At 73.2% G+C, this 21,591-nt stretch carries 22 protein-coding genes; 11 read left to right on the top strand and 11 right to left on the bottom strand.

Translation table 11 applies throughout. The annotated features are described in order from the left end of the window. Nucleotides 1-12: 12 nt before the first annotated feature. The 6 genes from whiA to uvrA form a co-directional block, all read right to left on the bottom strand. Nucleotides 13-999 carry a DNA-binding protein WhiA gene (whiA, locus tag NYO98_RS13405; RefSeq protein ID WP_268112242.1) on the bottom strand — a complete coding sequence of 329 codons (987 nt, stop codon included), beginning with the start codon at nt 997-999 and terminating at the stop codon, nt 13-15. A 69-nt stretch (nt 1,000-1,068) separates the two neighbouring features. Beyond that, nucleotides 1,069-2,037 carry a gluconeogenesis factor YvcK family protein gene (locus tag NYO98_RS13410; RefSeq protein WP_268112243.1) on the bottom strand — a complete coding sequence of 323 codons (969 nt, stop codon included), beginning with the start codon at nt 2,035-2,037 and terminating at the stop codon, nt 1,069-1,071. Nucleotide 2,038: 1 nt separating this feature from the next. Continuing rightward, entirely contained in the window at nt 2,039-2,905 is an 867-nt protein-coding gene (rapZ, locus tag NYO98_RS13415; protein WP_268112244.1) for an RNase adapter RapZ, read from the bottom strand. A gap of 3 nt (nt 2,906-2,908) precedes the next feature. Beyond that, complete coding sequence (gene uvrC, locus NYO98_RS13420) at nt 2,909-4,885, bottom strand: excinuclease ABC subunit UvrC (RefSeq protein ID WP_268112245.1); 1,977 nt, start codon at nt 4,883-4,885, stop codon at nt 2,909-2,911. 31 nt (nt 4,886-4,916) lie between these two features. Beyond that, complete coding sequence (locus NYO98_RS13425) at nt 4,917-5,393, bottom strand: Rieske (2Fe-2S) protein (protein WP_268112246.1); 477 nt, start codon at nt 5,391-5,393, stop codon at nt 4,917-4,919. 43 nt (nt 5,394-5,436) lie between these two features. Next, on the bottom strand, nt 5,437-8,478 hold the full coding sequence (gene uvrA, locus NYO98_RS13430; protein ID WP_268112247.1) for an excinuclease ABC subunit UvrA: 3,042 nt from the start codon (nt 8,476-8,478) through the stop codon (nt 5,437-5,439). A 169-nt stretch (nt 8,479-8,647) separates the two neighbouring features. Between uvrA and NYO98_RS13435 the strand changes: the two genes are divergently transcribed. From NYO98_RS13435 to NYO98_RS21865, 4 genes are read left to right on the top strand one after another with little or no spacing between them, the layout of a single operon-like run. Continuing rightward, nucleotides 8,648-9,352 (top strand): maleylpyruvate isomerase family mycothiol-dependent enzyme, encoded by a 705-nt coding sequence (locus NYO98_RS13435; RefSeq protein ID WP_268112248.1) that lies wholly within the window; start codon nt 8,648-8,650, stop codon nt 9,350-9,352. Continuing rightward, entirely contained in the window at nt 9,346-10,035 is a 690-nt protein-coding gene (locus NYO98_RS13440; protein WP_268112249.1) for an MBL fold metallo-hydrolase, read from the top strand. The genes NYO98_RS13435 and NYO98_RS13440 overlap by 7 nt, the downstream gene beginning before the upstream one ends. Nucleotides 10,036-10,068: 33 nt before the next feature. Beyond that, nucleotides 10,069-11,658, top strand: a complete 1,590-nt coding sequence (locus NYO98_RS13445) for an FAD-binding oxidoreductase (RefSeq protein WP_268112250.1) — start codon at nt 10,069-10,071, stop codon at nt 11,656-11,658. Then, on the top strand, nt 11,655-12,335 hold the full coding sequence (locus NYO98_RS21865) for a thioredoxin domain-containing protein (protein ID WP_326494439.1): 681 nt from the start codon (nt 11,655-11,657) through the stop codon (nt 12,333-12,335). Before NYO98_RS13445 ends, NYO98_RS21865 begins: the two co-directional genes overlap by 4 nt. A gap of 24 nt (nt 12,336-12,359) precedes the next feature. Here the strand turns inward: NYO98_RS21865 and NYO98_RS13460 are convergent, their stop codons facing one another. Further along, complete coding sequence (locus NYO98_RS13460) at nt 12,360-12,941, bottom strand: cytochrome b/b6 domain-containing protein (protein ID WP_268112251.1); 582 nt, start codon at nt 12,939-12,941, stop codon at nt 12,360-12,362. 65 nt (nt 12,942-13,006) lie between these two features. Here NYO98_RS13460 and NYO98_RS13465 point away from each other — a divergent pair, with 65 nt between their 5' ends. Continuing rightward, complete coding sequence (locus NYO98_RS13465) at nt 13,007-13,651, top strand: sulfotransferase family 2 domain-containing protein (protein ID WP_268112252.1); 645 nt, start codon at nt 13,007-13,009, stop codon at nt 13,649-13,651. A 3-nt stretch (nt 13,652-13,654) separates the two neighbouring features. Here the strand turns inward: NYO98_RS13465 and NYO98_RS13470 are convergent, their stop codons facing one another. After that, a complete protein-coding gene (locus NYO98_RS13470) occupies nt 13,655-14,320 on the bottom strand; it encodes a hypothetical protein (protein ID WP_268112253.1) in 666 nt (221 codons plus the stop codon). A 91-nt stretch (nt 14,321-14,411) separates the two neighbouring features. On the opposite strand from NYO98_RS13470, the gene NYO98_RS13475 reads away from it, so the two are divergent. Further along, entirely contained in the window at nt 14,412-15,056 is a 645-nt protein-coding gene (locus tag NYO98_RS13475; RefSeq protein WP_268112254.1) for a sulfotransferase family 2 domain-containing protein, read from the top strand. Nucleotides 15,057-15,105: 49 nt separating this feature from the next. Next, the gene (locus NYO98_RS13480) at nt 15,106-15,855 is read left to right on the top strand and encodes a dienelactone hydrolase family protein (RefSeq protein ID WP_268112255.1); all 750 of its coding nucleotides are present in this window, start codon (nt 15,106-15,108) and stop codon (nt 15,853-15,855) included. A 10-nt stretch (nt 15,856-15,865) separates the two neighbouring features. On the opposite strand, the gene NYO98_RS13485 is transcribed toward NYO98_RS13480, so the two are convergent. Beyond that, complete coding sequence (locus NYO98_RS13485) at nt 15,866-16,516, bottom strand: GntR family transcriptional regulator (protein ID WP_268112256.1); 651 nt, start codon at nt 16,514-16,516, stop codon at nt 15,866-15,868. Between the two features lie 90 nt (nt 16,517-16,606). On the opposite strand from NYO98_RS13485, the gene NYO98_RS13490 reads away from it, so the two are divergent. Next, nucleotides 16,607-16,852, top strand: coding sequence for a DUF2630 family protein (locus NYO98_RS13490; protein ID WP_268112257.1), 246 nt, complete (start codon nt 16,607-16,609; stop codon nt 16,850-16,852). 60 nt (nt 16,853-16,912) lie between these two features. Then, entirely contained in the window at nt 16,913-17,749 is an 837-nt protein-coding gene (locus NYO98_RS13495) for a MerR family transcriptional regulator (protein ID WP_268112258.1), read from the top strand. Here the strand turns inward: NYO98_RS13495 and NYO98_RS13500 are convergent. Continuing rightward, nucleotides 17,722-19,554, bottom strand: a complete 1,833-nt coding sequence (locus NYO98_RS13500; RefSeq protein ID WP_268112259.1) for a helix-turn-helix domain-containing protein — start codon at nt 19,552-19,554, stop codon at nt 17,722-17,724. The genes NYO98_RS13495 and NYO98_RS13500 overlap by 28 nt on opposite strands. Nucleotides 19,555-19,666: 112 nt before the next feature. Between NYO98_RS13500 and NYO98_RS13505 the strand changes: the two genes are divergently transcribed. Further along, entirely contained in the window at nt 19,667-20,020 is a 354-nt protein-coding gene (locus NYO98_RS13505; RefSeq protein WP_268112260.1) for a nuclear transport factor 2 family protein, read from the top strand. Between the two features lie 151 nt (nt 20,021-20,171). Continuing rightward, the gene (locus NYO98_RS13510) at nt 20,172-20,870 is read left to right on the top strand and encodes an alpha/beta fold hydrolase (RefSeq protein ID WP_268112261.1); all 699 of its coding nucleotides are present in this window, start codon (nt 20,172-20,174) and stop codon (nt 20,868-20,870) included. A gap of 108 nt (nt 20,871-20,978) precedes the next feature. On the opposite strand, the gene NYO98_RS13515 is transcribed toward NYO98_RS13510, so the two are convergent. Next, the gene (locus tag NYO98_RS13515) at nt 20,979-21,575 is read right to left on the bottom strand and encodes a hypothetical protein (RefSeq protein ID WP_268112262.1); all 597 of its coding nucleotides are present in this window, start codon (nt 21,573-21,575) and stop codon (nt 20,979-20,981) included. Nucleotides 21,576-21,591 lie beyond the last annotated feature (16 nt).

The following is a 21,591-nucleotide window of genomic DNA, read 5'->3' on the forward strand; positions in this document are numbered from 1 at the left end:
GGACCCCGGGTCTCAGCCCTCGTCGGCCAGCATCTCCGGCGTCAGCGACGACTCGGTGTCGGGGATGCCCAGCTCCTCGGCGCGCTTGTCGGCCATCGCCAGGAGACGCCGGATGCGGCCGGCGATCGCGTCCTTGGTGAGCACGGGCTCGTGCAGCTGGCCGAGCTCCTCGAGGGAGGCCTGCTTGTGCTCCAGGCGCAGGTGGCCGGCCTGGCGCAGGTGGTCGGGGATCTCCTCGCCGAGGATCTCCAGCGCCCGCTCCACGCGCGCGCCGGCGGCCACGGCGGCGCGGGCCGAGCGGCGCAGGTTGGCGTCGTCGAAGTTGGCGAGGCGGTTGGCGGTGGCCCGGACCTCGCGCCGCATCCGGCGCTCCTCCCAGGCCATGAGCGACTCGTGGGCGCCGAGCCGGGTGAGCAGGGCGCCGATCGCGTCACCGTCGCGGATCACGACGCGGTCCACGCCGCGCACCTCCCGCGCCTTGGCGGAGATGCCGAGGCGACGGGCGACACCGACGATCGCGAGGGCGGCCTCGGGGCCGGGGCAGGTGATCTCGAGGGAGGAGGACCGACCGGGCTCGGTGAGCGAGCCGTGGGCGAGGAAGGCTCCGCGCCAGGCGGCGACGGCGTCGCACCCGCCGCCACTGACCACCGCGGGCGGCAGGCCGCGCACGGGCCGGCCACGCTGGTCGAGGAGCCCGGTCTGGCGGGCGAGGGCCTCGCCGTCCTTGGTGACGCGCACGATGTAGCGGCTGCCCTTGCGGATGCCGTTGCCCTGGACCATCACCACGTCGGAGGGGTGGCCGTAGACCTCCGAGATGTCCGTGCGGAGGCGGCGGGCCGCGGCGCCGGTGTCGAGCTCTGCCTCGACGACGATGCGGCCGCTCACGATGTGCAGGCCACCGGCGAAGCGGAGCATCGAGGCGACCTCGGCCTTGCGGCAGCAGGTCTTGGTGATCTGGGTGGAGGCGAGCTCTGCCTTCACCTGTGCCGTCATAGCCATGGGGCGCATCCTGCCACGTGGGTCAACGACCCTCGGCGGGAACGGTCGAGCCCCCGACGGAGGAGTGACTCAGGCCTCGTCCACGACCCGGCGGAAGGCCTCGGCGAGCCGGTCGGGGTCGTGGCGGGGCTCCCCCGGGACGGCGATGTCGGCGACCACCAGCCGGGCTCCGCGCTCGGCGACGTCCTTCTCCAGCCGGGCGTGGTCGTCGGCCAGCGCGGACGAGTCGACGAGCACCGCGTGGACGGTGAGGTCGGGCGCGTGCTCGAAGAGGGCGGCCAGGTGGTCGGCGGGGCCGAAGCCGGTCGTCTCCCCCGGCTGGGCCTCGAGGTTGAGCACCACGACGAGCCGGCCGGCGGTCTCGGCGAGGGCGCGGCGCAGCCCGGGCACCATGAGGTGCGGGATCACCGAGCTGAACCACGAGCCGGGGCCGAGCACGACCCACTCGGCCGCCATGATCGCGTCGACCGCCTCCGCGCAGGCCTGCGGGTCCTCCGGGACGAGGGCGACGGACTCGATGCGACCCTCGGTGGTGGCCACCTCGACCTGGCCGCGCACGACGGTGACGGCCTCGGGGTCGGCCTCCTCGGCGCCCCGCACCCGCGCGGTGATGTCCATCGGCGTGGTCGCCATCGGCAGCACGCGACCGTGGGCGCCGAGGAGGCGCCCGACCCAGTCGAGCGCCCGGACCGGCTCGCCCATGAGCTCCCACAGCCCGACGATCAGCAGGTTGCCGACGACGTGGCCGTTCATCTCGCCCTGGCCGGCGAACCGGTGCTGCAGGACGTCGGCCCACGTGCGGCCCCACTCGTCGTCGCCGCAGAGGGCGGCGAGCGCCATGCGCAGGTCGCCCGGGGGGAGCACGCCGAACTCGCCGCGCAGCCGGCCGGACGAGCCGCCGTTGTCGGCGACGGTCACGACCGCCGTCAGGTCGTCGATGGTCAGGTCGTCGTGGAGACGGCGCAGGGCCGACAGGGTGGCGAACAGCCCGTGCCCGCCGCCCAGGGCCACCGCGGCCTGTGCGATGTCGCGGGCCACGTCACTCCCTGCCGAGGTCGCGATGGGCGGTGCTGACGTCGTAGCCGGACTCGCGGAGGAGCCCGGCGATCGCCTCGGTCATCGCGACGCTGCGGTGCTTGCCGCCCGTGCAGCCGACGGCGACCTGCATGAACCGCTTGCCCTCCCCGAGGTAGCCCTCCGCCACCGTCTTGAGGACGGGGAGGTACTGCTCGAGGAACCGCCCGGCACCCGGCTGGGAGAGCACGTAGTCCGCGACGCCGGGGTCGCGACCGTTCTGCGGGCGCAGCTCGGGCACCCAGTGCGGGTTGGGCAGGAAGCGCATGTCGGCCACCCAGTCGGCGTCGACGGGGATGCCGTACTTGAAGCCGAAGCTGATGACCGTCACCTTGAGGCGCGTCGAGGCGGCCGTGCCGAACAGCTCGGCGATCCGGTCCTGGAGCTGGTGGACGTTGAAGTTGGACGTGTCGAGCAGCACATCGGCGTCGCCGCGGATGTCGGCCATGACGGCGCGCTCGCGCTGCAGGCCGTGCAGGAGCCGTCCGCCACCCTGGAGCGGGTGCGGCCGGCGGGCGGCCTCCTGGCGTCGCACCAGCACGTCGTCGGTGGCCTCGAGGAAGAGCAGGGTGGTGGGGCGGCCGGTCACCTGCTGGTGGCGGTTGGCCTGGAGCGAGTCGAAGAACGACCCGGAGCGGACGTCGACCACCACGGCGATCGGCTCGTGGATCCCGCGGCTGTCGTCGACGAGCCGCACGACGTCGCGCACGAGCGTGGGCGGGAGGTTGTCGACGACGAAGTAGCCGAGGTCCTCGAGCTCCTTGGCTGCCGTGCTGCGACCGGCACCGGTCATGCCGGTGACGATCACGAGCTCGCCGGGCGTGGGGTCCACTCGTCAGTCCTCCAGGATCTCGCCGGTGGCGGTGTTGATCGTCGGCTCCTTGGGAGCAGTCTTGCGGGTCGCGTCGGCGTTGGCGACGGCGTCCTTGATGGCCGCGGCCGTGCGGGGCCCGATGCCGGGGACGAGCGCGATCTGGTCGACGTCGGCCTCGCGCAGCTTCTTCAGCGACCCGAAGTGCTTGAGCAGGGTCTTGCGCCGCACCTCGCCCAGTCCGGGGACGTCGTCGAGCGTGCTCTCGACCATCGACTTGGACCGGCGGCTGCGGTGGTGGGTGATGGCGAAGCGGTGGGCCTCGTCGCGGATCCGCTGGAGCAGGTAGAGGCCCTCGCTGGTGCGGGCCATGATCACCGGGTCCTCCTCGCCGGGCAGCCACACCTCCTCCAGCCGCTTGGCGAGCCCGCAGACCGGGATGTCGTTGACGCCGAGGTCGGCCAGCGCCTGCTCCGCCGCGGCCACCTGGGGCGGTCCGCCGTCGACCACGACCAGCGACGGCGCGTAGGCGAACTTGCGGGGCCGGCCGGTCTCGGGATCGACGAGCATCGGGCCGGAGTCGGTCGCCACGGTCTCGCTGCGGGCCTGCTCGTCGAGCAGCCGCTTGAAGCGCCGGGTGATCACCTCGCGCATCGAGGCGACGTCGTTCTGGCCGTCGACGCCACGGATCACGAAGCGGCGGTACTCCGACTTGCGGGCCAGTCCGTCCTCGAAGACGACCATCGAGGCGACGACCTCGGTGCCCTGGAGGTTGGACACGTCGTAGCACTCGATCCGCAGCGGCACCTCGTCGAGGCCCAGCGACTGCTGGATCTCCTCGAGCGCGCGGTTGCGGGTGGTGAGGTCGCTGGCCCGCTTGGTCTTGTGGAGGGCGAGGGCCTGGGCGGCGTTGTTGGCGACCGTCTGCTGCAGGTCGCGCTTGTCGCCGCGCTGGGGGACGCGGATCGCGACCCTGCTCCCCCGCCGCTCGCTCAGCAGCTGCTCCAGCACGTCGGCGTCGGGCGGCAGCGCCGGCACCAGCACCTCGCGCGGGATGGAGTCGTCCTCACCGCCGTAGAGCTGGAGGAGGAAGTCCTGCACCAGCTCGGGCGTGCCGCCCTCGTCGGTCCGGTCGGCGACCCAGCCGCGCTGGCCGCGGATGCGACCGCCGCGGACGTAGAAGATCTGCACGGCGACCTCGAGCGGGTCCTCGGCGAGCGCGATGACGTCGGCGTCGGTGCCGTCGCGCAGCACGACCGCCTGCTTCTCGAGCGCCTTGGTCAGCGCGCCGAGGTCGTCACGCAGCCGGGCGGCCTTCTCGAAGTCGAGCGCCTCCGAAGCGGCGTACATCTCCCGCTCGATGCGCTTGGTGAAGGCGCTGGTGTTGCCCGCCATGAAGTCGCAGAAGTCGTCGACGATCTCGCGGTGCTGCTCGGGCGTCACGTTGCCGACGCAGGGGGCCGCGCACTTGTCGATGTAGCCCAGCAGGCAGGGCCGCCCGATCTGGGAGGAGCGCTTGAACACGCCGTTGCTGCACGAGCGCATGGGGAAGACGCGCAGCAGCAGGTCGACGGTCTCGCGGATCGCCCAGGCGTGGCTGTAAGGGCCGAAGTAGCGGGTGCCCTTGCGCTTGGCGCCGCGCCCCACCATCACCCGCGGGAACTCCTCGCCGACGGTGACCGCCAGCCACGGGTAGGACTTGTCGTCGCGGTACTTCACGTTGAACCGCGGGTCGAACTCCTTGATCCAGCTGTACTCCAGCTGGAGCGCCTCGACCTCGGTGTCGACGACCGTCCACTCCACGCTGGCACCGGTGGTGACCATCGTGGCCGTGCGCGGGTGGAGGTTGCCGATGTCCTGGAAGTAGGACGACAGGCGGGGGCGCAGGCTCTTGGCCTTGCCGACGTAGATCACGCGGCCCTTGGCGTCGCGGAAGCGGTAGACCCCCGGCTTGGTGGGGATCGACCCGGGCGCGGGTCGATAGGAGCTCGGCGTGGCCACCCGGCAACCCTACGGGCGGCCGCCGACAACCTCAGGCCTGGGTGATCTCGTCACCGTCGACCGTGATCTGCACCGCCGCGAGCGGGGCGGACGCCGGGCCCGACACCGGCGAGCCGTCCTCGAGGGAGAAGCGGCTCAGGTGGCAGGGGCACGGGATCTCGCCCTCGGTGCTCGACTCCACGAGGCAGCCCTGGTGGGTGCACACGGCCGAGAACGCCTTGAAGTCGCCCTCGGTCGGCTGGGTGACCACGACCTTGGCGGACGCCACGACGAAGCACCCCCCGACGGGTACGTCGGCGACGCTGGCGAGGGCCGAGCCGCCGGCGCTCGGGGTCTCGGTCCCGTCGGCGCTCGGCGAGGAGGGCGACTCGTCGCTCGGCGACGGGGAGGTCGACGAGGAGGCGTCCGTCGACGGCTCGTCGCCGGAGCTGCAGGCGGCAAGCACGGGGACACCGACGGCGATCGCCGCCGATCCGGTGAGGGCGCGACGTCTGTTGATGGCGGTCATGCGGTGACCCTAGCCAGCGCACCGTGAGGACGGTGACGGCCGCTCACGAGGACTTCTTCGTCGCAGCCTTCCTGGCGGGAGCCTTCGTGGCGGGGGCCTTCTTCGCCGTGGCCTTCTTCGCCGCCGTCTTCGTCGCCGCCGTCTTCCGGGTCGCGGTCTTCTTCGCAGGGGCCGACTTCGCGGCCACCACCTTCTGGCGGCGCGGCGCACCCGGCTGCTGGGCACCCCGACCTTCCAGGATCGGGGCGAGGAACGAGCCGGTGTGGCTCTCCGGGACCGCCGCGACCTCCTCGGGCGTGCCCTCGGCGACGACGGTGCCGCCGCGCGACCCGCCCTCGGGGCCCATGTCGATGATCCAGTCGGCCGTCTTGATGACGTCGAGGTTGTGCTCGATCACCAGGACGGAGTTGCCCTTGTCGACCAGGCTCGACAGCACGCCCAGCAGCTTGCGGATGTCCTCGAAGTGGAGACCGGTCGTCGGCTCGTCGAGGACGTAGACCGTGCGGCCGGTGGAGCGCTTCTGCAGCTCGCTGGCGAGCTTGACGCGCTGGGCCTCGCCGCCGGAGAGCGTCGTCGCCGGCTGACCGAGGCGGACGTAGCCGAGGCCGACCTCCTCCAGCGTCCGCATGTGGCGCGCGATGGCGGGCACGGCGGCGAAGAACTCGGCGGCCTCCTCGATCGGCATGTCGAGGACCTCGGCGATGGTCTTGCCCTTGTAGTGGACCTCGAGCGTCTCGCGGTTGTAGCGGGCGCCGTGGCACACCTCGCACGGGACGTAGACGTCCGGGAGGAAGTTCATCTCGATCTTGATCGTGCCGTCGCCGGAGCACGCCTCACAGCGTCCGCCCTTGACGTTGAACGAGAAGCGGCCCTGCAGGTAACCGCGCATCTTGGCCTCCGGGGTGGAGGCGAAGAGCCGGCGGACGTGGTCGAAGACGCCGGTGTAGGTCGCCGGGTTGGACCGCGGGGTGCGGCCGATGGGCGACTGGTCGACGTGGATCACCTTGTCGACGTGCTCGAGCCCGGTGATCCTGGTGTGGCGCCCCGGCACCGTGCGGGCGTTGTAGATCTGCTTGGCCAGCGAGGTGTAGAGGATGTCGTTGACCAGCGTCGACTTGCCGGACCCGGAGACGCCGGTGACGGCCGTGAAGACGCCGAGGGGGAAGCTGACGTCGACGTCCTGCAGGTTGTGCTCGCGGGCGCCGTGGACCGTCAGCTCGCGACCCTTGGTGCGCGGGCGACGCACCGCGGGGACCGGGATCTCGCGGCGGCCGCTGAGGTACTGGCCCGTCATGGAGTCGGGGTGGGTGAGGAGGTCCTCGACCGTGCCGGAGTGGACGACCTGGCCGCCGTGCTCGCCGGCACCCGGGCCGATGTCGACGACCCAGTCGGCCACACGGACGGTCTCCTCGTCGTGCTCCACCACGATCAGGGTGTTGCCGAGGTCCTTGAGCCGCACCAGCGTCTCGATCAGGCGCTGGTTGTCGCGCTGGTGGAGGCCGATCGACGGCTCGTCGAGGACGTAGAGGACGCCGACGAGGCCGGCGCCGATCTGGGTGGCGAGCCGGATGCGCTGCGCCTCACCGCCGGAGAGCGAGCCGCTCGGCCGGTCGAGGGAGAGGTAGTCGAGACCGACGTCGAGCAGGAACTGCAGCCGCTCCTGGATCTCCTTGAGCACCCGCTCGCCGATCTGGCGCTCGCGCACCGAGAGGTCGACGGTGCGGAGGTAGTGGGCCGCCTCGTTGATCGGCAGCGCGCAGACCTCGGCGATGTTCTTGCCGCCCTGGTCGCGGGCGCCGAGGGTGACGGACACCGAGACCGGCTTGAGGCGCGTGCCGCGGCAGGCCGGGCACGGCACCTCGCGCATGAAGCCCTCGAACCGCTCGCGGCTCGTGTCGGACTCGGCCTCGCGGTGCCGGCGCTCGACGTAGGGGCGGACGCCCTCGAACGCGGCGTAGTAGGCGCGCTGACGGCCGTAGCGGTTCTTGGTGACGACGTGGACCTTGGTCCTGTGTCCCTCGAGCAGGGAGGTGCGCGCCTTGGCCGGCAGCTGCTCCCACGGCGTGTTGAGGTCGAAGCCGAGCTCCTCGCCCAGCGCGTTGACGAGCCGGAGGAAGTAGTCGGCGACGTGGGCGCCGCTCCACGGGGCGATCGCCCCCTCGCCGAGGGTGGCCCCCGGGTCCGGGACGACCAGCTCGGGGTCGACCTCCATCCGGGTGCCGAGGCCGGAGCACACCGTGCACGCGCCGAAGGGCGAGTTGAAGGAGAACGAGCGGGGCTCGAGGTCGTCGGTGTCGATGGTGTGGTCGTTGGGGCACGCCATCTTCTCCGAGAACTTCATCTCGCGCCCGGGGTCCTTGGCGTCGAGGTCGACGAAGTCGAAGACGACCAGGCCGCCCGCGAGGCCCAGCGCGGTCTCGACCGAGTCGGTGAGGCGACGCTTCGACGACTCCTTGACCGCGAGGCGGTCGACCACGACCTCGATCGTGTGCTTGAGCTTCTTGTCGAGCGTCGGCGGGTCGTCGAGCGTGTGGGTCTGGCCGTCGACGCGCGCGCGGCTGAAGCCCTGCTGCTGCAGCTGGCGGAAGAGCTCGACGTACTCGCCCTTGCGGCCCCGGATCACCGGCGCCAGCACCTGGAAGCGGCGGCCCTCCTCGAGCGCGAGGATGCGGTCGACGATCTGCTGCGGGGTCTGGCGCTCGATCGGCGCTCCGCAGGTCGGGCAGTGGGCGCGGCCCGCGCGCGCGTAGAGGAGGCGGAGGTAGTCGTAGACCTCGGTGATCGTGCCGACGGTCGAGCGCGGGTTCTTCGAGGTCGACTTCTGGTCGATGCTGACCGCCGGGCTCAGGCCCTCGATGAAGTCGACGTCGGGCTTGTCCATCTGGCCGAGGAACTGGCGGGCGTAGGCCGAGAGGGACTCGACGTAGCGGCGCTGGCCCTCGGCGAAGATCGTGTCGAAGGCCAGGCTCGACTTGCCCGACCCGGACAGTCCGGTGAAGACGATGAGCGAGTCACGCGGGAGGTCGAGGGAGACGTCCTTGAGGTTGTGCTCCCGGGCGCCCCGGATGATGAGCTGGTCGGCCACAGTGGTCCTCGTTCTGGCATTGACGGAGTCGAACACATGTTCGTCCCGGAGCGGCGTCGCCCGCAAGTCGACGCACCGATCAACCCTCTCACGAGCCACCGACAGCGGGCCCATCGTCCACCCGGCAGGGTGGACCGTCAGGCGTCCGTCGAGGTGGCACCATGGGCGGGTGATCGACGTCCCGAGACCCGGCCCGGACACCATCGCCCGAGCCGATCGAGCGCTCGTCCGCACGGTCGACGCGCTCCCCGACCCCCAGTATGCCGAGCCGTCCCAACTCCCCGGCTGGACGCGTGCCCACGTCGTGGCCCACCTCGCCCTCAACGGCGAGGGCCTGGCGGGCGTCCTCCACGGGGCGCACCTCGGCCGGCCGCAGCCGATGTACGCCTCGCCCGAGGCACGCGACGCCGACATCGAGGCTCTCGCCGCGGCCGCGCCCGGTGAGCTGCGCGAGCGGTTCCTCGCCGCCACCAGCCGCTTCGGCGAGGCGCTCGAGGCGATGCACGAGCCCGACTGGGAGGGCCGGTTCGAGCGCACGCCCGGCGGACCCGACTTCGCACTGCGCAACGTCGTCCTGATGCGGCTGCGCGAGGTGGAGATCCACCACGCCGACCTCGGCACCGGCTACACCGCCGACGACTGGCCGGCCGACTTCCGGGCGATCCTGCTGGAGTCGATGACCAAGCGCCCCTACCCCGCGCCCTTCGACGTACGCCCCACCGACCTCGACCACACCTGGCACTACGGCGACGGACCGGGTGGTCCCGTCGTCACCGGTACGTCGGCCGCGCTCGGGTGGTGGCTGACCGGCCGGGGCTCCGGCGAGGGGCTCACGTCCGACTCGAACGACCTCCCGGAGGTGGAGACATGGTGAACGACGACTACACCGGCGAGGTGGCGCCCGGCGGTGCCCCCGCCGTCCGCGAGCTCGGCTGCCTCACGCTGACCAAGGTCGCCGTCGACCCGGAGATGTCCAACAACTGCTACCTGCTGCACTGCGGCGAGACCGACGAGGTCGTGCTCGTCGACGCGGCGGCCGAGCCGGAGCGGCTCCTCGAGCTCATCGGCGACCGGTCGCTCACCTCGATCGTCACCACCCACCAGCACTGGGACCACCACCGCGGCCTCGCTGCGGTGAAGGCCGCACACCCCGACGCCACGGTCGTGGCCGGCGCGCCCGACGCCGACGCCATCGAGGAGCAGACCGGCGTGACCGTCGAGCGCCGGGTCGGCGACGGCGACAAGGTGGCCGTCGGCACCTGCGACCTCGCCGTCATCCCCGTCGCCGGGCACACGCCGGGGTCCATCTGCCTGGTGATCGACGACCCGGCCGTCTCCCCCAGCCCGCACCTGTTCACCGGCGACTCGCTCTTCCCGGGCGGGGTGGGCGCGACCTTCGGCGACGCCGACGCATTCGTGCAGCTCGTCGGCGAGGTCGAGACGAAGCTCTTCGGCCGGCTCCCGGACGAGACGTGGTTCTACCCCGGGCACGGCAACGACGGGCGGCTGGGCGACGAGCGGCCCCACCTCGCGGAGTGGCGCGAGCGCGGCTGGTGACGCAGCGCTGACCGCGACGCCAGACTGACCCCCATGACGCGGTCGTGGTGGGGCTGGGGCGAGGTCGGGCAGGCGGTCACGGGCGAGGAGGCCGCGTCCCTGGTGGCCCGCGCCGCGGCCCTGCTCCCCGACCACGACTTCACCCCGCACGACCCGCCGGACCCGGCCTCGCTCGACCTGCCCGCGCCCCGCGTCGCCGTCCCGCCGCGGCTGCGGGCGGTCGCGTCCACCGAGGCGACCGACCGGCTCGCCCACGCCCGGGGCAAGGCGTTCCGCGACGTGGTGCGCAACCTCGAGGGCGTGGTGGGGCCGCTCCCCGACGTCGTCCTCCGCCCGCGCGACGACGACGAGGTCGCGGCGGTCCTCGAGTGGTGCAGCGGCGAGGACGTCGCCGTCGTGCCGTACGGCGGCGGCAGCTCGGTCGTCGGCGGCGTGGAGCCGCGCGTCGACGGCCCCGCGGTCACCCTGGACCTCGGGCGCCTCGACCGGGTCCTCGAGGTCGACGCGACCAGCCGCGCCGCCCGCGTGCAGGGCGGCGTCCTCGGCCCGCACCTCGAGGACCAGCTCCGCCCCCACGGGCTGACCCTGCGGCACTTCCCGCAGTCGTTCGAGTTCTCGACGCTCGGCGGCTGGCTGGCGACCCGGGCGGGCGGGCACTTCGCCACCCTCCACACGCACATCGACGACCTGACGGAGTCCGTGCGCGTCGTCACCCCGGCCGGCGTGGCCGAGTCACGCCGGCTGCCCGGCTCGGGCGCGGGCCCCTCGCCCGACCGACTCTTCCTCGGCTCGGAGGGGACGCTCGGCGTGATCACCGAGGCGTGGGTCCGGCTCCAGGAGCGGCCCCGGTGGCGTCGTACGGCCTCGGTGGCGTTCGCGTCCTACGAGCAGGCGGTCGACGCCACCCGGGCGATCGCGCAGTCCGGCCTCCACCCCAGCAACTGCCGGCTGCTCGACCCGGCGGAGGCCTTCCTCAACGCGGGCTCGTCGAGCGGCGCGGTGCTCGTCCTGGGCTTCGAGTCGGCCGACCACCCCGTCGACGACGCCCTCGCCCGCGCCCTCGTGATCGCCGCCGAGCACGGCGGCGAGGCGTCGACCCAGGAGCCGGGCGACGCCTCCGGCGCGGCCGCGAGCTGGCGGTCGTCGTTCATCCGGATGCCCTACCAGCGCGACGCGATGGCCCGGCGCTCGATGGTCGTCGAGACCTTCGAGACCGCGTGCACCTGGGACCGGTTCCCCGCGCTGCACGCCGCGGTCACCGCCGCCGCCCAGGAGGCGGCTGGGCGGGTCTGTGGCGCGGCCGTGGTCACCTGCCGCTTCACGCACGTCTACCCCGACGGCCCGGCGCCCTACTACGGCGTCTACGCCCCCGGGCGCTGGGGAGCGCTGGTCGAGCAGTGGGACGAGGTCAAGGCGAGCGTCTCACGGGCCATCGTCGACAACGGCGGCACGATCACCCACCACCACGCGGTGGGGCGCGACCATCGCCCCTGGTACGACGAGCAGCGCCCCGACGCCTTCGCCGCCGCCCTCTCCGCGGCGAAGTCCGTCCTCGACCCCGCCGGGATCCTCAACCCGGGGGTCCTGCTCGACGCGGGCCGCCGTGGCAGGCTGGACCCATGAGCACGCGTGAGCTGACCCTGGCCGACTTCGAGCAGACCGTGAGCGGTGAGGGCATCGTCCTCGTCGACTTCTGGGCTGCGTGGTGCGGACCCTGCCGTCAGTTCGCCCCGGTCTACGAGAAGGCGTCGGAGGACAACCCCGACATCGTCTTCGGCAAGGTCGACACCGAGGCCGAGCAGCAGCTGGCGCAGATGGCGGCGATCACCTCGATCCCGACCCTCATGCTGTTCCGTGACGGCATCCTCCTCTTCAACCAGGCCGGCGCGCTGCCGCCGCAGGCCCTCGCCGGCGTGATCGAGCAGGCCCGCGACCTCGACATGGACGCCGTGCGCCAGGAGGTGGCCGCCGCGCAGGAGGCCGCCGCCAACGCCCCGCAGGACGAGGTCGGCCTCGACGAGTTCGCCGCCGCCCACAGCCAGGGCGCCTACGTCGTCGACGTCCGCGAGGACGCCGAGGTGGCCGGCGGCCGCGTCCCGGGCGCCGTGCACATCCCGATGAACGACGTCCCCGCGCGGGTCGAGGAGCTGCCGACGGGCGTCCCGGTCTTCGTCATCTGCCAGTCCGGCAACCGCAGCCGCGCCGTCGTCGACCACCTGCGCGCGAAGGGCATCACGGCGATCAACGTCGCCGGCGGCACCGGCGGCTGGGCGAAGCGGGGCTGGCCGCTCGAGGCCTGACCCAGGTGGACGCCGCGGCCGGCGTCAGAGCATCCGGCGCAGGATGGCCGGCCGCAGGTTGGTCGACAGGTGTGCCGCGAGCGCCACGAAGAACGCCACGTGGGCACCGACGTGGAGCGGCAGCCAGGCGTCGTCGCCCGTGGCGACGAGCAGGATGCCGCTGAGCGGCACGACGACGAGCAGCGCGAGCAGGGCACGCTCGGTCCGGCCGACCAGGCGTCGCTGGCCGTCGGACAGGTGCTCGGACCACGGCGGCAGCCCGGCGACCCTCCGCCACAGCGGGCGCACGACGCCCAGCGCCAGCACGGTGACGCCGAGGAGGAGGTGCACCTCGGCCAGGTCGAAGCCGCCACCGAGCAGGTCGTAGTCGTCGGCGTGGGCCTCGCACTGCTCCTCGAGCCGGTCGAGCCGCTCCTCCTCGACGTCGCTCGTGTCACCGCCGCTGCGGTCCTCCCCGGGTGGGTCGCAGTCCCCGTCGAGGTCGAGGAGGTAGCCGACCGTGAGCTGGGCGGCGACGGCGAGCACGGTCACCCAGTGCAGGACCTTCTGCGACGTCCGGTAGCCCCGGACCCCGGCCTCGGGGCCGGCGGCGGTCGGGGCGGACATGGCGCGATCGTGCCAGAGGTGCCTGTCGGTAAGGACCGCCCGTGCGGCTGGGATAACCTCGCCGCGTGCTGATCAGCGACTCCCGCAAGGTGCTCTTCGTCCACGTCCCCAAGACCGGTGGCGTGTCGGTCGAGGAGACGGTCAAGGAGGCCTGCCCCGACGCCCGCAAGGCGCGCGTCCCGATCGGCCGCCACGCCACCCTGGGCAAGATCATCAAGCACGAGCCGCAGGTGATCGACTACTGGACGTTCGGCTTCGTCCGCAACCCGTGGGCCCGGATGGTGTCGTGGTACTCGATGATCTCGGCCTGGGACCGGCGGCACGGGCCGAGGAGCGGCAAGCCGCAGGACGTCAAGCACGGGTCGATGCGCGACGGCAACGCCATGTGGCGGGCCGCCGCGGCGTACTCCGGCTTCGACGAGTTCGTGATGCGCGGCACCGAGGAGCTGCCCCGCGTCGGGACGCCGCAGATCACCTACCTCCGCGCGCCCAGGCACGGCCGCGAGGTCGACTTCATCGGCCGGACCGAGAACTTCGTCGCGGACCTCCAGCGGGTGCAGGTGCAGCTCGGGCTCGAGCCGTCGACGCCCGTGCACAAGAACAAGTCCAAGCACGGCACCTACCACGACTACTACACCGACGAGACCCGCCAGCGGGTCGCCGAGGTCTACGCCGAGGACATCGAGCTCTTCGGCTACACCTACGACTGACCGCTACGACGCGGGCGGGACGTCGAGGGCGGGCAGGCGGGTGCCGCGCGCGCCCGACCACTCGCCCGTGGCCTCGAGCCGGCGCCACACGTCGTACTCCGGCGCGAAGTGGGCCGCCAGCGCCTCCCGCGTGGCGAAGCCGAGCTCGCCGTGCTCGGCGGTGGACGCGTTGCGTCGCTCGAAGTCCAGCGGGCGCCCGATCCGCTCGGCGAACCACGCCGACCAGACCTCGGGCCGCTCGACCGCGAACACCCGGTCGACCGCGACGGCGCCCTGCGCGTGGATGAACCGCGCGGGGCGCCCCTTGGGGACCGGGGCGTCGTCGTGGCCGGCGAGGTAGTGCAGCGCGAACTCCTCGAACGTCATGTCCGCAGTCGACTGCCGGCTGTCCTCGCGGGCCCGGTAGCGCCACCACGACTCGAGCCACGCGATCGGCTCCCGGAACATCGTGACGAGCTCGTAGGACTCGCGCGGGTGCCCCTGCGCGGCGAGCTCGTGGGCCTTGGTGTGGACGAACCCGCGGGCCGGGAGGTGCTTGCGGCCGGGGGGCGCGCTGACCGCCTCGGTGGCGTACGGCGACAGCGTCCGCTCGAGGGCCGTGCTCGCCGTCTTCGGCAGCGCGAGGAGCACGAAGTCCCGACCGGGCCCGAGCTCGAGGAACGTCATCACGGGCCGATCATCCCCCACCCGCCCTCCGGGTCGGCGGTGGGGCGAGACGCAGGCAGCGCCTGTCACGGGTGCGTGGGCTAGCCTCGCGCCCGTGCTGATCTCCGACGCCAAGCGCGCGCTGTTCGTGCACGTGCCCAAGACCGGCGGCGTCTCGGTCGGGGTGGCCTTCGAGCGCTGCTGCCCCGACGCGCGGAGCAAGACCCCGGGGGTCAGGCCGCCGCTCGGACGGCACGCGCCGTACGACCGGATCCTCCGCGCGGAGCCGCAGACGGCCGGCTACTGGTCGTTCGCGTTCGTCCGCAACCCCTGGGCGCGGATGGTCTCGTGGTGGTCGATGATCCAGGACTGGGACCGCGCGTGGGGACCGTCGAGCGGCCGTCCGCAGGGCGCGGAGGCCACGCGGATGCGCGGCAACGACATGTGGCGCGCGGCGGCGGCGTACTCCGGGTTCGACGAGTTCGTCCTGCGCGGCACCGAGGAGCTGCCCCGGGTCGGCCGGCCGCAGGTGGACTACCTCCGCGCGCCCGACCGTGAGGTCGACTTCGTGGGACGCACCGAGACCTTCGCCGAGGACCTCGCCGAGGTCGAGCGGCGGCTCGGCGGCGAGCCGGTGCACGTGCCGCACCGCAACAAGTCGCCGCACGGCAGCTACCGCGACTACTACACCGACGCGACCCGGACGAAGGTCGCCGAGGTCTACGCCCGCGACGTCGAGGCCTTCGGCTACACCTTCTGAGCCGCCCGCCCCCCTTCCGCTCGCGCCTGCGGGCTGCGACATTCCTCCCGTGGACGCACTCGACGGCTGGACGCGCAGCGAGCACACGGACGACGTCGCGGGCGTCCCGACCACCCATCCCGTGTGGCGCCGGGGATCGGGTCCCGGGGTGGTCGTCGTCCACGAGCTGCCCGGGCTGACGGCCGGGGTGATCCGGTTCGGCGAGGAGCTCGTCGCCGCGGGCTACACCGTGGTGCTGCCGCACCTCTTCGGGCCGGTCGGCCGCGAGTTCGGGGCCGTCGACGTGGCGAGGGTCTTCCCCCGGGTCTGCGTGAGCCGCGAGTTCACCAAGATCGCCCGCGGGGAGACGACCCCCGTCGCCGGGTGGCTGCGCTCCCTGGCCCGTGAGCTCCACGCCGAGCTCGGCGGCCCCGGTGTCGGGGCGCTGGGCATGTGCTTCACCGGCGGCTTCGCGCTCGCGATGATGGTCGACGACAGCACCGTCGCGCCGGTGCTCTGCCAGCCCGCCGTGCCGTTCATCGGCCTCCCCGGCCGTGCCGCCGACCTCAATCTCTCCCCCGCCGACGCCGACGCCGTACGCCGCCGCGCGGCCGACGGCTGCTCGGTGCTCGGCATCCGCTACGCCTCCGACCCCTCGATCGGCACGCGCTTCGACACCCTCACCTCGCTCATCGGCGACGCCTTCATCCGCGTCGAGCTCGAGGGCTCCGGCCACTCCACCGTCACCGAGCACCGGTCCCAGGTGGCCGTCGACGCGGTGCTCGCCTTCTTCGCCGAGCGGCTGCAGCACGCGCCCTGAGCCGACCGACTCACTCCCCGTCGTCGGTCGAGAGCGCGTGGAAGGTGTCGAGGACGACTGACGCGGCGCCCTCGGCATCCCCCTCGCCGCACAGCCGCACCAGGTCGTGGTGCCGGGCGACCGACTCGCGAGCGCCGGCCGACGCGAAGCGGAGCCGCTCCGCGCGTCGCAGGACCGGGACGAACTGGTCGAGCACCGTCGCGAGGGCGCGGTTGCCGCAGACCCGGACCGGCACGCCGTGGAGCTCGTCGTCGGCACGCAGCGCGGCCTCGACGTCACCCGCGGCCACGGCCTCCTCGAAGCGGGCCTCGGCCGCGCGCATCTCGTCGAGGTCGTCGGGCGTGAGCCGTGGCACCGCCTCGCGGACCGCCAGCTCGTGCATCGCGGCGACCACGTCGCGGGCCTCGCGAACCGCTGTCGCGCTGATGGTGCTCACGGTCGTCGAACGTCCCGGGCGGGCGACCACGAGCCCCGTCTGCGCGAGCCGCAGCAGCGCCTCGCGGACGGGCGTGCGGCTGACGCCGAGCCAGGCGGCCAGCTCGGCGTCGCGCAGCTGCTCGCCGGGCTCGAAGGTCCCGTCGATGATCGCGTCCCGCAGCCGGCCGTGCACGTCGTCGCGCAGCAGCTGGCGCCCGACGGGGGCGGACCGGGGTATCGGCATGCAACGTATTGCACATTGCCGGCACGCCACCGTCAACGCGGCCCCCGCACGACGGTCGTGCGAGCCGCGCACGGGCGTACGGTGGCAGGCATGAGCGACGACGACATCCTTGGCCGGGTGCGTTCCCTCGTCGAGCGGGAGCACGAGCTCCGCACCCTGCGCGAGAGCGGCGACCTGAGCAGTGCCGACGAGCGGGACGAGATGCAGCGCGTCGAGGAGGCCCTCGACCAGTGCTGGGACCTCCTCCGGCAGCGGCGCGCCAGGTCCGAGTTCGGAGGGGACCCCGACGACGCCGACGCCCGCCCCACCAGCGTGGTGGAGAACTACCTGCAGTAGCCGGCGCCGGCCGCGAGCCGGTCTGGACCCTCCCCCCGGGAGAGGGTGCAGACTGCCCGGGTGTCGACCCGCCTCAGCATCGGTGAGTTCTCCCGCCTGACCCACCTGAGCGTGCGCAGCCTGCGGCGCCACCACGAGGCCGGGTTGCTGGTCCCCGCCACCGTGGACCCGGCCACGGGCTACCGCTACTACACGGGCGAGCAGATCCCCACGGCCCAGGTCATCCACCGTCTCCGCGAGCTCGACGTGCCGCTCGCGGCGGTCCAGCGCATCCTGGACGCGGCCGACCCGGGCGCCCGCGCGGACCTGGTGGCCGAGCACCTGCACCGCCTCGAGGCCGAGCTCGACCGCACGCGGGCGGCCGTCCGCTCGCTGCGCCGACTCCTCGCACCCGAGCCCGCACCGGTACGGGTCGAGGTGCGCGCGGTGGCCGCGACGTCGGTGGCCGCCATCGAGGCCGACGTCGCGCTGGACGACGTGCTGAGCTGGTACGCCGGCGCGATGGCCGAGCTCGACGCCGCCCTGCCCGTGCTGGTCGGGCCTCCCGGAGGGGTGTACGACAACGCCCTCTTCGAGGTCGGCCGGGGTCACGTGCTGGTGCACCGCCCCGTCGACGACCCGCCGCGGACCGGCCGGGTGCACCCGGTCGAGCTGCCGGCGGTCGAGCTCGCCGTGGCGACCCACGTGGGCGACCACGACGACATCGAGGTGACCTACGGCGAGGTGGGCTCGTGGGTCGTGGCCAACGCCCTCCAGGTGGCCGGACCGGTGCGCGAGACGTACCTCGTCGGTCCGCGCGACACCGACGACGCCTCCGCGTGGCGCACCGAGATCGGGTGGCCCGTCTTCTCGGTGGCCACGGGCCCCGGTCAGTCCGCGTCCGGCAGCGCGCCCTGAGCGTCGACCCACCCGTCGGACCGCGTCCCGGAGCGGGCGAGATGGACCTGCAGCGCCAGCTGCAGCGGGAACCACGCATCGGGAGCACTGACGTCGAAGCCGCTCAGCTGTGACGCGCGGGTCAGGCGCTGGGCGAGCGTGTTGCGGTGGATCACCAGCTCCCGAGCGACGGCGCTCCGGCTCCGGAGGTGCAGGAAGGTCGCGACCGTGCCCAGGAGCTCCGTGCCCTTGACGCGGTCGTACTCGGCGATGCTCTCGACCGCCACGGCGTACCGGTCCCGGACGCCGGTCACGCTCGCCACGCGGCTCAGCAACAGGTGGTGCCCGACGTCGTCGAGCGTGAACACGCCGGCCGGCTGCGGCAGCGAGCTGGCGACGCTCATCGCCTCGCGAGCCTCGGCGAGCGCGTCGGCGAAGCCGTCCACCGACGTCGCCGGTCGCGAGACGCCCACGGTCAGCGCGGCGCCGGCGGCCCGGACGTGGGCGCAGGCACGGAGCAGCGGCCGGCGGAGCGCGTCCACCGACCCGCTCGCAGACGGCCACGGCACGACGGCGACGGCCTGGTGGGGCGTCGACCCCGTCAGCGTCCCGGCCGGCAGCGCCGCGACCCGCTCGAGGACGGTGCCGAGCTCGGCTCCCGCCGCGGTCGGGTCCGACGTGCACGCCACCACGAAGACGTGGGCGGGCGCGCGGTCCAGGCCGAGCGCCTCGGCCCGTCGACGCAGGTCGTCCCCGGCCAGTCGTCCGGAGGTGACGGCCCGGAGGAACCAGGTCAGGCCGTTGCGGTCGTCGAGCTCCTCCAGCGCGATCGCGAGCCGCGTCGCCACCGCCACGTGCCCCGCGATGGCAGGGAGCAGCCCCGTGGGGATCTGAGGGCGGCTGCCCGGCCCGAGGACGTGTGCCTCGATCCTGCCGAGCTCGTCGGGCCCGCACCGCACGGTGATCGTCGCGAGCGGCTGGGACTGGCCCTCGATGGCTCGAGCCACGCGCTCGGCGGCGACCTGCCACGTGATGCGCCCCCGGCGCAGGTCGCCGTCGATCTCGAGCAGCGAGCGGCGCAGGCCCGCGGCCGGCGCGCGGCGGTCCGGGTCGGTGCCGGAGGCCAGGGCGACCACCATGCGGTCGCCGCCCGACGGGTCGGCGACGACCGCCACCACCAGGTCCGCCGCGAGGCCGGTGAGCGCGAGCTGCGCGGCGCTGTCCACGACCCGGCCGGCGGACGCCCGCGTGGCGACCAGGTCGCCGAGCTCGCGCAGACCCTCCTCGATGCGGGTCAGTGTGCCGACCCGCTCGCGCAGGCGCTCCCTCTCCAGCGACGGCGCGAGCAACGACGCCACGTGCTCGACCAGCGCGACCTCATACGCCGCGAACTCGTCGTCCGACGTCGCCCACACCGTGATGCACCCGACCAGCTCGTCAGCCGACGACACCACCGGCACGGAGAAGATCGCGCCGTACCGCTCCTCGCCGATCCCGGGGTAGGGCAGGAAGTGCGGGTCGCTCTCCGGCTCGCGGGGCACCACGTAGCTCTCCCGCGAGACCGCCGCCCACCCGGTCACGCCGCCGCCGTACGGCACCCGCAGGGTCCCGACCTCACGCGCGGCGGGGCTCTCGGTCGCGCCGACCAGGAGCAGGTCGTCGGCACCCGAGTCGTAGAGGTAGACGTAGACGTCCCGGGTCGCTCGCCCGCACCGCACGGCCTCGGCGACCCGCGAGCAGACGACCCGCAGGTCCGGGTCGGACCCCACCGCGTCGGCGACGCCGCGCAGCACCTCGAGCTCGAGGGCGGCGGAGGTCCAGGTCACCGGACCACCTTCCCGCGACATCGGGTGCCGCGTCCACGCTCGGCCGGACCCTCTCCCGGCGGGAGACATCCGTCCTTGACCCTCCGTCCGCGGGCGGCCGCAGGCTCGTGGCATGACCACACACACGAACGACATCGACTCCGCCCAGCTCCCCGCCACGATCCGCGCCTTCCTGGCCGCGCACGCCGCCCGCGAGGTGGACGCCGCCATGCGAGCGTTCGCCGCCGACCCTCTGGTCGTCGACCAGGACGAGACGTTCGAGGGGACCGAGCAGGTGCGGCACTTCCTCACCGACGCCGGCACCGAGTTCACCTACACCTCCGAGCTCGTCGGGGCGCGACGCACCGACGACACGCAGCGGGTGGCCCTCATCCACCTCGAGGGCGACTTCCCCGGCGGCGTCGCGGACCTGGAGTACGCCTTCGTGCTCGACGGCGACCTGGTCTCCGAGCTGAGGATCCGGTGACCACGCGGACCCGATCCGTCACCCACGCCGCGGCCTCGCGCCGCGGCCTTCCGCTCCGGGGCGCCTGCGAAGTGTGTGCAGGTTGCCCATCGTCCCAGTCCGCTGACGGCGTTCCAATATATCGTATACCGCATCCAGCGAAGGAGAGATCATGAACAGCAACAGCCCCATCACGAACATCGTCCTGGTCCACGGTGCCTTCGCCGACGGCTCCGGTTGGCGGAGGGTCCACGACCTCCTGACCGACCGCGGCTACCGGGTCACCGTGGTGCAGAACCCCCTGACGTCCTTCGACGACGACGTCGCCGCCACCCGCCGCGTCCTCGCCCAGCAGAACGGCCCCACGATCCTCGTCGGGCACTCCTGGGGTGGCACCGTCATCACCGAGGCCGGCACCCACGAGCACGTCGCCGGGCTGGTCTACGTCGCCGCCCTGATCCCGGACAGCGGCCAGACCTCGGGCCAGCAGTACGAGGGCTTCGCAGCCACCCCCGACTTCGTCATCGACGTGGGCGACGACGGCTTCGGCTTCCTCCGCCCCGACGCGTTCCAGAAGGGCTTCGCCGCCGATGCCGACGACGCCGAGGCCGCCTTCATGCGCGACACCCAGGTCCCGGTCAACATGGCCGTCTTCGCCGAGCCCGTCTCCGAGGCGGCATGGCACACGCGACCCAGCTGGGCGGTGTGGGGCACCGAGGACAAGGCGTTCGACCAGGCGATGCTGCGCCACATGGCCGAGCGTGCCGGCGCCACGATCACCACCGTCGAGGGCAGCCACGCCGTGTACCTCACCCAGGCCGAGACCGTCGCCGACGTCATCATGACTGCCGCCGAGAAGGCCTCCGCCTGACGCCGCGGTCGTGTGCACCCCGGACCACCGGACGTCATGCGAACCCGCACCCATGGGTGCGGGTTCGCATGACGCAGCACCCCCGGACCCCGTCGGCGGGCAGGCCGGTCACCCGGCTCGCCGGAACAGCTCGACCAGCAGGTTCGCGTAGCCGACGGTGTCGTCGATGGCCCGGTGGGTGTGCTCCACCTCCCCGAACCACGCGCTCGGGAGGGTGTCGACGTCGACCAGCCCGACCGGCTCCCCCGTCACCGCAGCCGCGTAGCTCCGCAGGCAGAGGCCGGGCCCGATGAAGAGCCGGTCGGTCTCGTGGTGGCCCTGCCGGATCCCGTAGGGCGTGAAGCGGCGCAGGTAGTGGTCGATCCAGATCCCGTCCAGCGCCAGCGGGAACGCCGCGAACATCCGCGGCCAGGGCAGGCCCTGGAGCCACGAGACGTACCGCCCCATCACGTCCTCGACGGGCTCGGCCCCGGTGGTCGCCGCCTCCCATGCTCCGGGCTGGGTGGCGAACCAGTCCATCGTGGCGGGGTCGGGCGACGTCCCGGGCAGCGGCTCCAGGACCGCCTCGAACCGCCCGTGCTCGACACCGTCCGCCGTGACCGCGACCGACGCCAACGAGCGCATCGAGTGGGTGCCCGGCCACGGGCCGTCGAGCTCGACGTCGGTCACGACGTAGGTCCAGGGGTCCGCGCCAGAGGTGTCCACGCCGCGATCATGCCGT

The sequence above is a fragment of the Nocardioides pini genome, assembly GCF_026712185.1.
Taxonomy (GTDB): Bacteria; Actinomycetota; Actinomycetes; order Propionibacteriales; family Nocardioidaceae; genus Nocardioides; species Nocardioides pini.